The sequence below is a fragment of the Enterococcus sp. CWB-B31 genome, from assembly GCF_020567645.1.
Classification (GTDB): Bacteria; Bacillota; Bacilli; order Lactobacillales; family Enterococcaceae; genus Enterococcus_L.
Window position 1 is genome coordinate 435,195 of the sequence record NZ_JAJDJW010000001.1, and the last position, 13,337, is coordinate 448,531.

Below are 13,337 nucleotides of genomic sequence, written 5' to 3' on the forward strand. Positions count from 1 at the left end.
ACATTGGAAAATATAAAAGTAATGGGAATTGGCGTTATCAGTAAGCTTGGAAATGATCTGGATGAGATTTGGGCGAATTTAGATATGAGAGCTGAATCAACAGATAGTCATGGCAAAATCGACTTTGAATCTGTCGTTCCTAAGAAGAAAAGACGGAGAATGAACCGTTATTCAGAAATGACTGTTTACACAACACATAAAGCATTGGAATCAAGCCATATTGATACGGAATCTTTAGATAAAACTAAAGTAGGAACTATTTTTTCAACAGGATATGGTCCAATGGTTTCTAACTTGGCTTTTGCTGAAATGGTTCATGAAGGAGATCAGGATTTATGCAGCCCAACAGTTTTTGCAAATACAGTTTCTAATACCTGCGTAGGACATGTGTGTATGGAATATGGATTCCAAGGTGTGAGCACAATTTTGATGGGCAGCAATAATATTGCTTATTCCAGTTCATTATTGAGAAAAGATGTAGCAGATCATATTGTTACTGGATCAGTTGAGGAATATTGTGAAGAACTCTATGAAGCCTTCAATCAAAAAGAGATCACGAAAGCTGTTCCTGTTCAGGAAGCCTCAGTTACCTTTGTTTTAAAGAAATCAGATGAATCAAACATGGGATACTGTGAAATTATTGAAACGAAAGACTGTAATTTAGGAATCTATCCATTGATCGAAAAAGTGAACGAAGCAAGAGTGAAGCAAAACCTCACTAAACTTTTGAAGCAGGTGAATGGAGGAAATCACTCTGAAATTGATTTGATTATTGATTCCAGTAACGGCTCATACTTTGATACATTAGAAAGTGGTATTTTGAAGGATATCTTTGGAACGCAAATTCCTCGCATTGACAATGTGAAGAAGCTATTCGGTGAAACATTAGGCTCCTCGTGTAATGTTGGACTCTTAGCAGGAGCATTGATTTTGAAGAACGGATATGTCCCAACAAAATTGGGGGGAAATATCAAAACAGACCGTTTAAAAACCATTCTAATCACTGGATATGATGTTTCAGGAAATTATACAGCAACGGTTATTACAAAGGAGAAATCATGAGATTAGATGATAAGAAAGTCATTGTTACTGGCGGATGCCGGGGAATAGGCAGACACATTACAAAAAAGTGTTTGGAACTAGGTGCAACGGTTGCTGTTACATATATACATTCTAAACAACATGCAGACCAGTTAAAAGAAGAATTGCCAGAATTTGAGAAAAACCTTCACATTTTTCAATTAGATGTTTCTAAAAAGGATGCTGTGAAAGCTCAGGTAAAAGAAATGATTGAAACCCTAGACGGGGTCGACTGCTTGGTGAATAATGCAGGAATTACAAAAGACAAACTGTTTTTCATGATGACAGATGAGGAATGGGAAACTGTTATTGAGACAAATTTAAATGGAAGTTTTTATATGTCCAAACAGGTGATTATGGAAATGATTAGAAATAAATCTGGCTCGATTATTAATATGAGCTCAGTCAGCGGTGTTATCGGAGTTGCTGGTCAGGCCAATTACTGCGCCTCTAAATTTGGAGTAAATGGTTTAACGAAGTCTTTATCAAAAGAGCTTGCAACAAAAAATATTCGAGTGAATGCTATTGCTCCAGGATATATTGATACGGAGATGGTGCAGCAAATTCCAGAAAAGAAGCTTAAGGAACTAAGAGGATCTATCCCGATGAAACGATTGGGAGCACCGGAAGAAGTGGCAGATTTGGTTGTGTTTCTTTGCAGTGATCATTCAAGCTATATTACTGGACAAACAGTGGTGATTGATGGCGGCTTGACATAAAAGGGATGGGGTAACTGAGATGAAAAAAAAGATACTTATTTTCGGTGGCTCTGGCGGGATTGGCTCAGAACTTGTGGTAAAACTGACTGAAAAATATGATGTTATCGTTTTTGATAAGAATAAAAAAAAGCATTTAGCATATCAGCGTGCGGGTATTAAAAGCTTTCTGGTTGATTTAACAGAAGAAGCATCAAAAAAAGTGGTGTTGGATTATGCTCATCAAGCTAGTGAACTATACGGAGTGATATTTGCCAGCGGATTGATGATTCCAGGGAGTGTCACAGAACTTTCGAAAGAAGAATGGCTGCTGACAATGAATGTTAACGTAAATCTAGTGTTTGAATATACTAAATTACTATTACCTTACTTAACGAAACATACACATGCCCATATTATTGCTTTAGCATCTCACTTAGGCGTTGTTGGCACCTATAATATGAGTGCGTATTCGGTATCAAAAGCAGCTGTAATCGAATTGATTAAATGCATGGCGTTAGACTATGGTGATCAAGGTGTGTTGGTAAATGCTGTTAGCCCAGGTTTCGTAAAAACAAACATGCTGTCGAATGCAATGAATCAGCTTTCAAAGAATAAAAAATGGATGTTTACAACAGGCGGTCTTCCAAAACAATACATTCAAAACAGTGATATTGCCCAAGCAATTACCTTTATTTTAAATCAAACGAGCATGACTGGAGAGAATATTGTGATTGATGGCGGTTATACAGCTAGATAAGCAGTATAGAAGGGAGAAACAATGAAAAAACGGTATAAGAAAGAACAAGGAAAAGCTGTTTGGAATTCATTTAAACAAATGAAATCATACTTAGATAAAAACTTTCAAATATTAACAGAAGTTGATAATGAAAATAATTTTATCAATCAAGATGGCAAAAAGGTTTATGATGGAGTTTCCAATCTCTTAAGTGCAAATGTAGGACATAAAAATCTACGTGTTATCAAAAGCATTGTAGATCAGTTGAATACGTTAGATAATTCTACGCTGTATACAACGACAAATGATCGAGCTATTGAATTTTCTGAAAAAATGAAGGAACTGACAGATCAACATTTTCATAGCTGCTTTTTTACAAACAGCGGGTCAGAAGCCTGTGATACAGCCATTAAGATTGTTAGAAAATATCGATATAACCAACAGAGTCGCAAAACAGGGATTCTTGCATTAAGTGGTGGATTTCATGGGGCAACGATTGCTGCTCAAATGGTCGCACAGGATTGCTATAGCAATGAAGAATATGCACTTTCACCTCAAGGCTTCTTTCAAGTAGAGCCTCCTATCCTTTCATGTAATGACTCAGAGTCGGAAAAAGAGCAAAAGATTACAGAAGCTGTCGAACGATTTGAGGCCTACATAAAAAGAGAAGATACTGCAATAGGTGCGTTTATTTTTGAATTGATACAGTTGTCAAATGCAGTTAATGTGTTGCCCCAAGACTATGTTGAGCAAGTATTCTCTATTTGTAAAGAAAATGATGTGCTAATTATTGTTGATGAAGTAGCCACAGGATTTGGTCGCACAGGTAAGATGTTTGCTTCGCAGCAATACGAGGTATACGGAGATCTAATGATGGCTGCTAAAGGGATGACTTCGGGCTATATACCGATGGGGTGTGTCATGGTTACCGAAAAGATTTTCAATGAATTTTGGAGTGACTCAGAAGGTGCAATGTTGGATCACGGCTATACTTCTGGTGGTCATCCGGTTGCTTGTGCTGCTGCGTTAGCCACAATTACTGAATTAGTAGAGCAGAAGCTTTCTGAGAATGCAGAGAAAATGGGGAGCTATTTGAAAGAACAGTTGACATTTGAATTGAAAAATAACTCTTTATTAGAAGAAGTAAAAGGCAGCGGTTTGATGATTTCATTGATTTTTAAAGAAATTCCTATGAAGGGAATGAGTGAATGGGGAATTGCCGAAGTTGCATCTAAATTTATGCTAAACAAAGGATTGATGCTTTATCCAGACGATACGAATGTCTTGATTGTAGCACCACCATTAACAATTACTAAAGAAGCTTGCGATCAAATGGTAGCAATCATTACTGAAACAATGAAAAAAATTGAATTATTTGCAGAGACTTAGCATTTGGAAAGGAAGTCAGTAGTATGAAGAAGAAAATCAGCGTCATCGGAGGTGGAATATCCGGTTTAGCAGCGGCAGCGCTAATGTCCAAGGAAAATGAGGTTATTGTTTTTGAAAAAAGTGATTTATTGGGCGGGTTATGCCAGACGATCACTTCTGGAACAACGAACTATTATCTAGGCGCTCACCATCTAGGTGGAATATCTAAATCTGGACCCATTGGAAAAATTCTTAATCAGTTGGCTATTGATTATGATGAAACGTTCATTGAAACAGAATATTTGACGATCCTTCTTGATGGAAAATCACATCAGCTACCAGTCAAACTTTCAGAGTTGTCCGTCTATATTACAGAAAATTTTCCAGATGAGACAGCAGTTGAAGCGTTTATTCAAAAACTAATCAGCTATCAGCAGGCTTTTATTGTGAATGATGATGCATTGCTTTTAAAGATGTTTATGGAAACATCACAGAAAAGTTTTAATCAGTTTTTATCAGAGTATTTTACGAATGAACTACTGAAGAAACTGCTGCTTTCATTTGGACCAGGATATGGTGCCGTTTTAGGAGAAGATTCAGCTTTTACAGTTTTAAGTCTCGTTATTTCTTATAGTATTGGTGCTTGTTATGTAAAAGGTGGACCACAAAAACTAATTCACAAACTTGAACAACAAATAATCACAAATGGTGGGAAAATTCAAAAGAATGTGGAGTGCTTAGAGCTACTTGTAGATAAAGAAACTGCTGTTACAGGAATCCGTTGTAAAGAATTAAAAACAGAAACGATTTTCGAGATAGAAACAGACAAAATTATATCTACTGTTTTTCCATTTAATATTCTGCCAGAAAGCTGCCAGAAACTAAGAAATAGTACAAAAATGAAGAAGTTGGAAAAGGGTCCATCTGTTTTTCGGGTTTTTGCAGAACTATTAGAGGATGTCCTAGGTCTATCAAGCGATAATACTTACCTTGGAAAGGACACATCACCTTTGATGAAGGAACAACTATATCTGGCACCTTCCAGTGACAAATTACCGATTTGCATGATTAGCCTTCCTCACAAAGCTGACCCCTTATTTAATGAATCTAAAAGAACAATAATGTTTACTTTTCTATTACATAATCATAAAGAAAAAGTGGAACTGGTAGCTGTTTTAAAATTGATTAGAGAGGCAATGCCAGAAGTCTCTGATAAATTAGAGGCCCCATTTGCTTTGGAAAATGATGATTATTCTAAAGTTGTCTCTGTAGATGAAGGTTCTGTGTTTGGCTGGATAAGGACAGGAAAATCTGTTCAGAATACGAATAGCTTTTCACCTGTTTTTAAAGGTATCAACGGTCTGTATATCTGCGGCAATTGGTCAACAGACTTTGGTGTCTATGGAGCATTTAGAAGTGCATATAAAATTTATACAATTTTGGAGGAGAACGCGACATGATCAAAATAAATAATCTAGTGAAAAAGTACCTTAATGGAGAAAATAATCTTTATGCAGTGAACAAAGTGACGTTTACAGTGGAAGACGAAGAATTTTTAGTTATTTTAGGTCCTTCCGGTTCTGGTAAATCAACTTTAATGAATCTTATGTCGGGCTTAGATACAAGTGATCAAGGAAAAATTATTTATGAAAATAAAGATATAAGCAAGCTTTCTGAAAAACAACGGACAAAATTCAGAAGAGATGAAGTTGGTTTTATCTTTCAAGGATATTATTTGATGTCAGAACTGAACGTATTAAACAATATTAGAATGGGAGCAAATCTGGTTAATAATCGTGATTTCTCTAAAATTATACAGTCTTTAGGTCTGGATGATTTGTTGGATAGAATGCCTCATCAACTTTCTGGCGGTCAACAACAGCGGGTTGCAATTGCCCGAGCATTGGCCAAAAGACCAAAATATCTTTTTTGTGATGAACCAACAGGAGCATTAGACGAAAAAACCAGTAAGCAGGTACTAAAACTGCTAATTGAACTTCAAGAGCAGCTAGGCTTTTCTATTATCATGGTTACCCATAATGCTGGTATCGCTGATATTGGAACAAAAGTGATGAGAATGAAGAACGGAGAAATTGAAGAAATTTATCAAAATACAAATAAAAAGTCAGTCGATGAGATTAGGTGGGGATAATTATGAATTTTTTATCACATTTCAAGAAGAATAAATTAGATACATTATGTACGATGGTTGTTGTATTTCTGGCGATCACGATTGGTACGATATTTATAGAAAGCAATCTTGATTTGAAGCAGTCTTTGGATAAAGTGAAAGCAGAAGGTGCAGTCAGTGATTTTAGCTACTATCCTTCGGTAACTGAACAGGACGTGTTAGAAGCTGGAGGTGTGACTAAGTCCATTGAAGCGAAGAATCAAGAGCTAGCTAAAAAATACGATTTTACCTGGGAAGAACATCGGTATTCCATAGTAAGAGAAAATAACCTTATTTACAGAGTAATAAGTGCTGATAGAAAAATGGATCGATTTCTTTTAGAAGAAGGGGAGCTGCCAGTAAAAGACAGTGAACTGGTTGTAGATAAAAATTTTGCTAAAACAAATCAGTTAGAGGTTGGTCAAACCTATACTTTAAATGATGAAGAATATAAAATATCAGGAATCGTTACGGTTTCCAATATACTATCACCGATAGTAGACGATGCGGGGGAACTTTATGATGAAAAGAGTCAAGGAATAATCGTTCTATTCAAACAAGAGTATGATCAGAAATATTCAAATAGCAGTAGTAGCACATTTGTTGGGAAGTTTTTTGGAAAGAAGTCTAATTTTAGTGAAATGCAAAAAGACACACAATTTTATCAACTGGAGTCCAATGAAGAAAATCCAGCAGTTTATGGCACGATTACTTCTATAATGAATATGAATATGATTATTGCTGTATTTGCAGTGAGCTTATTGCTGCTGATTGCGTTCATACTAATCATGGTTTCAACAAGAAAGCAAATTGATCATGATATTGTCAATATTGGCGTACTGAAAGCTATGGGCTATTCAAGTTTAGAGATTGTAAGAAAATATTTTGTGACATTTTTCATCGTGTTCATTCCAGCAGGAGTTGGCTATTTTGTTGGGTATTTACTATCGCCAATTTATTATGAAATGATGTTTCATTCTCTGCTTTTGCCTAGTCATGAGGATGGGATAAAGCCCTTGCTTTTGATTATGTTGGTTCTGTTACCTTCAATTTGTGCTGGATTATTTTCTGTTGCTACTTGTCTTTTAAAGATAAAAAAACCAGCTCTACAATTAATGAAAGGTCAAGTGAAGACAAAAGTAAGCAAGCGGATTATTAAGGCCAATATTAGAATAAAAGAACATAATTTTCTGGCAGGTTTGAAACGTATTATTGTACGTTCTAGCATAAGTACACTATTTTTTGTCGGTTTTGGTGGATTTGCATTAGGTGTTCAAAGCCAATTTGCGTATATGACGTATTTTATGACTGAAAATATGGTGGAAAATGCCACAGAAGGCATTGCTTATGAGAGAGAGGTTCATTACACAGAAGAATTGAAACCCGATGCAAACTTAGCAGATACCGTTTACTACTACTATTTATCTGCTTCTTTAAGTAAAGGAAATCAAAATCTGACGAATATCACTTTGAATATCTTACAACAGGAATCTGCTTCGTTGTTGACCTTACACAAGAGTACGGGTGGACAAAAAAAAATTAACTTAGCCGACGAAAACGGATTAGTCATCAATCAATGGATGAGTCAAAGGTATGACTTAAATATTGGTGATTCAGTATCTGTCACATTAAGTGGTAAGAAGCATGAATTAAAAATCTCAGCAGTGGATCAGAGAAACTACGGAAAATCTGTGTATCTTTCACAGGACATAGCTTTGAAAACAGGGCTACTTGATAAAGAAACGTACAACAGTGTGTTGACGAATCTAGCACCTGAAAAGATTCAACGTAATCCTGTAAGCACCATTGAAACCAGTAGCCTAGAAGACAAAATGCGTTCTGAGAACGAAACCTACCAACTGTTAGCTGTGTTCTTATTTATGTCTGGTTTAATTATGGGCTTGGCAATACTGATTCTAGCATTCTTAAATGTATTAAAGAGCTATAAAAAATATATTGCAACAATGAAAATGATGGGTTATTCAGCAGAAGAGTGTAATCAAGCAGTATATAGCGGTTTTAGAAAAGTCGCTTTTATTGGCTACGTTATATCCATCCCATACTCAATCCTTTTATCCATGATGATGTTTGGATTCTTATCTAAAACAACGGATATGCTGTATCCAATGGATGTTAGTCCACTGTCTGTAGTTGTATGTCTCGTACTGACGGCTATATCGATTGAATTATCTATTATGATTGCTAAAAGACAGCTTAAAGAAGTATCGTACAAAGAAATACTAGAATAAAATGGCATGAAAAAGACTGTTCATCAGGAAGAAGTGAGAATAAATGATTATACAAGGAGAGATTACATGCTTTGAGAAAAGGCAGGATAAAATTGAAATTTTTGAAGGTATCTGGCATAGGTATGCATATACCTTCAAAGAGGAGCTGGAAGAGCACAGCAGAAATTACGAAGAGTTTTTAAGTGAAGAAGAATTGTCTATCTTAAAAAAGAAAGAACGTTGTAACAAAGGTCAAGAATATGTTTATAGCCGTACGTTTGCAAAAGAGTTTTTCCGTCAGATGATTGACAGTGAACATTTATTTCTTGATATGAAGGACGTTGAGATTCGAAATGATACCGATGGTCCAACCAAAGGGAAACCTAGAATTCATGTCAATAATCGCAGCATCAAAGGATCAACCTCACTTTCCCATAGTGATTCCAGTATTCTTATCAGTCATGGTAAGAATTGCTGGATGGGGGTTGATGTACAGGAAGTGATTACCAGTGAAGCAATAGTAGAAAATGAAAGTATCTTTTCTTTTGAGGAACGCAGAATCATTGATTCTGGAGAGTGTTTTCCCAAAAATAAAGCTTGGACAGCAACGTTGATATGGAGTATCAAGGAGGCTGTTGGTAAGGCTCTTGGCGTAGGCTTAAGTTTAGGCTTGAAATCAATCAGTGTGATGGATATTCGAAACGGGCAAATCTGGATCAATCTAATTCCGGAAGTTGAGAATGTATTGCTTAGTCCAGATAATCGACTGATTATCTATTACAAACAACATGAGAACACATTTTTTGTTATATGCTGTATGTTTGAAAAAGTGAAGCTGGAAGCGTAAAGGGAGGGGAGTTATATGACGACGTATAAAGTCAAACCAAAGAAAAAAATATACAGGCAATTAAAACAAAGAGATCAGACAACCATTATTGAAGATTGCTATATAACTTGTAAAAGTTGTAGTAGTTGCTTACTGCAGAGCGTTTATCAAGAAAACCACTATGTCTGTTATAAATGCGGATGTCACCAGAACATACACGGGAGAGATCGAATAGCATTATTATGCGATAAAGGGTCATTTTTGGAATTTAATCAGATGTTTAAAACCAAAGATCCTCTAAATTTTGATGGATATAATGACAAATTGATTTTTGATAAAAAGAAGAGCGGGTTACAAGACGCTATCATTACAGGTAAAGGAAAGCTTCAGGGGCAAGATTGTGTGATTGCCGTTATGGAAAGCTCATTTCGCATGGGGAGTATGGGCGTTGTTGTTGGAGAAAAAATATATAGAGCAATACAAACCGCCTGTGAACTTGAGCTGCCATTTGTAATTTTCACAGCTTCAGGGGGGGCGCGTATGCAAGAAGGCATGTACAGTTTAATGCAAATGGCAAAAACAATTCAAGCTTTTGAGCTATTAAGAGCGAAAAAATTATTGAGTATCGTTGTAATGACTCATCCAACTACAGGCGGTGTTTCTGCCAGCTTTGCCAATGTTGCAGATATTATTATCGCTGAGCCTCAGGCGACGATCGGTTTTGCGGGACGAAAAGTGATTGAGAAAACACTGAAGGAGCAACTGCCAGAAGATTTTCAAACCGCCGAATTTCTTTTCAAGCATGGGCACGTTGATGATATTGTCTCAAGGAAAGAACAGCGTGACTATTTGATAAAGCTCTTTCAAGTGTTTGGTAAGAAAGGGAAGCTTTCTCGAAAAGGAAAAACATTTCGAGCAAGGGCAGGAATGCCCTTAGATAAGAGTGGTAGTAATGCGAAGGAACATTTGGATTTGGTTAGAAAAATGGAGCGCCCGAATGCTGAAGATTACATTCAACGGCTATTTCCAGATTTTATCGAATTGCATGGTGATCGAACATCTGCTGATGATCAAGCCGTTCTTACAGGGTTAGCTGTATTTCATAATATTCCAGTAGCGGTCATTGGGCAAAACAGAGGGAAAAACTACAAAGAAAATAGTGAGCGAAATTTTGGAATGGCTTCCCCGGCGGGATTTAGAAAAGTGAAACGGATAATCGAATTAGCAGAAAAATTTAATTGCCCTGTTCTCTCTTTTGTAGATACGAAAGGGGCAGATCCTACTGAAAAATCTGAAAAGTCTAACCAAAGCTGGGCAATCGCGCAATGCATTCAGACGATGTTAAGAGCAGATATTCCAACCCTTTCTTTAGTGATTGGAGAAGGCGGCAGTGGGGGCGCACTAGCGGTGAGCGCGACAGACAAGCTATTCATGCTAGAAAAATCCGTTTATTCGGTTATTTCTGCTGAAGGGGCAGCTTCTATATTATGGAAAGATAGTAATCTAGTTGCTAAAGCAGCTGAAAGTTTAAAGATAACAGCTGCGGATTTGGCGGAACGAAAGATTATTGATGGAATCATACCTGAGATTACCCCAGATGCTAGTCAGGATATCGATAAACAAGTAGGAGTGATTGATACATTTTTGTTTCATGAGCTATCAAAATTATTATTGCTTGATGCTTCTGAAAGGATGCAACGAAGAGTTGAAAAATATTTATCGATGGGAACGGATCAAGTCATAGGTGGCAAAAGTGAAGAGGAGCTGATAAAAGATGTTCAATAGCACAAAATTACTATTTGAAGCGATGAAGTATTGCGAGCAGACAAAAGTCAAAAGTTTTGAATATGAAGCTGAAGGCTTGCGCATCATTATCAAAAAGGAACCGCAAGGGATACTAGTTCAAACGAATGACAAAGAGTCACCGAAAAAAAGTATATCAGAAGCAACTGTTTTCGAAGCAGAGGAAAAACTGTATCAGAATACGGCTACTATGAATAGTAAAGAACTGATATCAGAAATGACAGGTATTTTCTATGATCGTTCAGCACCTGATCAGGAACCGTATTTAAAAATCGGTAAAAAAATCAATGTAGATGATGTTATTGGTTTGGTAGAAGTGATGAAGTGCTTTATGGAAATTAAAGCTGCAGCTTCAGGCACTGTTCAAGAAATCCTGATATCTAACGGAATGATGATTGAGTATGGACAGCCTTTAGCGGTGATTGAGGAGGCATCAGCATGATTCAAAAAGTGTTGATTGCCAATCGCGGTGAGATAGCTATCCGAATTATCAAAGCTTGTAAGGAACTAGGAATTGCTACGGTTGCTGTGTATTCAGAAGCTGACAAAGAAGCGCTTCATGTGGCGTTTGCTGATGAAGCTTATCAAATTGGGCCGGCTTCGTCTATTGATAGCTATTTAAAAGTAGAAGCTATTGTTAATGTTGCTAAAATTACTGGTTGTCAAGCTGTACATCCAGGATATGGTTTTCTATCTGAAAATATGGAGCTATGCCGTATATGTGAAGAGGAAGGAATTACATTTATTGGTCCATCCTTAGATAATCTATCACAGCTGGCAGATAAGTTTGAGGCCAAAAGACTTGCAAAAACTGCAGGTATACCAGTAATTCCAGGAAATCATCAGGCGATTGAAACATCTGAACAGCTGCAAAAAGAAGCTGGAAAATTAAATTTTCCGATTCTCCTTAAGGCTACACATGGCGGAGGTGGGAAAGGAATCAAACGTTGTGAAAACCTAGAAGAGTTGCTTCATTATTATGAGATTATCAAAAAAGAAGCAGAAAAAGCCTTTAATAACCAAGGCTGCTATATTGAAGAATGCATTCAACAGTTTTTACATGTAGAGGTTCAAATACTAGGCGACTCTCAGGGAAATATCATCCATCTAGGAGAACGAAATTGTTCGATTCAAAGAAAGATGCAAAAAATTATAGAAGAGACACCCTCTCCGTTATTGGATGAAAAAATTCGGACGGAATTGTGTGAGGCAGCCTGCCGTTTTAGTGAAAGTCTAAATTATCTTGGTGCTGGTACGGTAGAGTTTGTATATAATTATAAAAAGAAATGTTTCTATTTTATGGAGATGAACACGCGTGTTCAAGTTGAACATCCTATTACAGAAATGATCAGCGGGGTAGATATTATAAAAGAACAGATAACTATTGCTGCTGGACTTCCACTTAGCTGTACGCAAGAAAATATTCAATTAACGGGGTATTCCTTAGAATGTCGAATTAATGCAGAAGATCCGGAAAATAATTTCTTTCCATCTGCAGGAAAAATTGATTTTCTAGTATTACCCACAGGATCTCCAGGTGTTCGAGTAGATACATTCATTTATTCAGGGTATCAAGTACCTCTATTTTATGATTCAATGCTGGGAAAAATTATTGTTCATGATAAGACTAGAGCAGGAGCTATTAAAAAGCTTAAAGTAGCATTAGAAACAACAATTATCAGCGGAATTAAAACGAATGTATCTTTTCTTCTGGCCGTTTTATCCGATCAGGACTTTATTAGTGGTCACTATGACAATCACTTTATAGAAGAAAATCTTCAGAATGCGTATTCTAATCCGAAGCTTTTAAAAAGAGCATGAGAGGGATAGATACAGTAAGGATGTGAATATTACTGAAAGCAGAAGTAATATCAATGAGAGAATTGCTAAAATCTGTCAAGCTTCAAAGTATTGATAGAAAGCTCTTAAATGAGTTAGTTCAAACAGGTGACTTTCGTCCGTTCCTGTTTGACATTTTTTTCAAAAGTGACTCTTTATTTGATTTATCTGGTGATTGTGCACTGATATTTATCAATAAGAATATTTTTTACATAAGAGAAGAAGAGAGGATTGATATACTAGAAAATGTAGATTTTCCAGAATTCACTGCAGGTAGTTATTTACTTATAGTCTCTGCCAAGGATGATTTAACAACAGAGTCTGGTAAAACTGAAGGAGTCCTACAGAAATTTGTTAAGCAATATTTAAAAGACAATGCCATAGACTATGAAATTCAGGAAATACCTTTGGCTAATAATCGGCTATTTAAATTATGTGCTATTTACAAAATTGAGATGGAAACGATTTAAATCAGATTAAAAAGTATATAGGGAATACGCACTTTTGATTACAGAAGTGTGTATTCCCTATATGCTTTTTTGCAGTTTCGCTCTTTTTGTGTATGGATAAGAAAAAACACACAGTTTGT

General features: G+C 36.3%; 12 protein-coding genes. All 12 read left to right on the plus strand.

The annotated features are described in order from the left end of the window. Positions 1-3 precede the first annotated feature (3 nt). Genes LI954_RS01790 through LI954_RS01845 form a run of 12 tightly spaced genes read left to right on the plus strand, consistent with a single transcriptional unit; the run spans position 4 to position 13,218 of the window. Positions 4-1,062, plus strand: a complete 1,059-nt coding sequence (locus LI954_RS01790; RefSeq protein ID WP_202066687.1) for a beta-ketoacyl synthase N-terminal-like domain-containing protein — start codon at positions 4-6, stop codon at positions 1,060-1,062. Continuing rightward, positions 1,059-1,799: a 3-oxoacyl-[acyl-carrier-protein] reductase gene (fabG, locus tag LI954_RS01795; protein ID WP_202066688.1), complete on the plus strand. Its 741-nt coding sequence runs from the start codon at positions 1,059-1,061 to the stop codon at positions 1,797-1,799. Before LI954_RS01790 ends, fabG begins: the two co-directional genes overlap by 4 nt. Before the next feature lie 19 nt (positions 1,800-1,818). Further along, positions 1,819-2,535, plus strand: a complete 717-nt coding sequence (locus LI954_RS01800) for an SDR family NAD(P)-dependent oxidoreductase (protein ID WP_229443333.1) — start codon at positions 1,819-1,821, stop codon at positions 2,533-2,535. Positions 2,536-2,556: 21 nt separating this feature from the next. Then, entirely contained in the window at positions 2,557-3,903 is a 1,347-nt protein-coding gene (locus LI954_RS01805; RefSeq protein WP_202066690.1) for an aspartate aminotransferase family protein, read from the plus strand. Between the two features lie 23 nt (positions 3,904-3,926). Next, positions 3,927-5,342 (plus strand): phytoene desaturase family protein, encoded by a 1,416-nt coding sequence (locus tag LI954_RS01810; protein ID WP_229443335.1) that lies wholly within the window; start codon positions 3,927-3,929, stop codon positions 5,340-5,342. Then, positions 5,339-6,034, plus strand: coding sequence for an ABC transporter ATP-binding protein (locus LI954_RS01815; protein WP_229443337.1), 696 nt, complete (start codon positions 5,339-5,341; stop codon positions 6,032-6,034). The genes LI954_RS01810 and LI954_RS01815 overlap by 4 nt, the downstream gene beginning before the upstream one ends. A 2-nt stretch (positions 6,035-6,036) precedes the next feature. Then, on the plus strand, positions 6,037-8,301 hold the full coding sequence (locus LI954_RS01820) for an FtsX-like permease family protein (protein ID WP_229443338.1): 2,265 nt from the start codon (positions 6,037-6,039) through the stop codon (positions 8,299-8,301). Between the two features lie 43 nt (positions 8,302-8,344). Then, a complete protein-coding gene (locus LI954_RS01825; protein ID WP_229443339.1) occupies positions 8,345-9,127 on the plus strand; it encodes a 4'-phosphopantetheinyl transferase family protein in 783 nt (260 codons plus the stop codon). Positions 9,128-9,142: 15 nt separating this feature from the next. Continuing rightward, a complete protein-coding gene (gene accD / locus LI954_RS01830; protein WP_229443340.1) occupies positions 9,143-10,891 on the plus strand; it encodes an acetyl-CoA carboxylase, carboxyltransferase subunit beta in 1,749 nt (582 codons plus the stop codon). Continuing rightward, positions 10,881-11,351: an acetyl-CoA carboxylase gene (locus LI954_RS01835; protein WP_202066696.1), complete on the plus strand. Its 471-nt coding sequence runs from the start codon at positions 10,881-10,883 to the stop codon at positions 11,349-11,351. The genes accD and LI954_RS01835 overlap by 11 nt, the downstream gene beginning before the upstream one ends. After that, entirely contained in the window at positions 11,348-12,730 is a 1,383-nt protein-coding gene (locus LI954_RS01840; protein WP_202066697.1) for an acetyl-CoA carboxylase biotin carboxylase subunit, read from the plus strand. Before LI954_RS01835 ends, LI954_RS01840 begins: the two co-directional genes overlap by 4 nt. 53 nt (positions 12,731-12,783) lie before the next feature. Continuing rightward, positions 12,784-13,218 (plus strand): hypothetical protein, encoded by a 435-nt coding sequence (locus LI954_RS01845; protein ID WP_229443341.1) that lies wholly within the window; start codon positions 12,784-12,786, stop codon positions 13,216-13,218. The last annotated feature ends 119 nt before the right edge of the window (positions 13,219-13,337 follow it).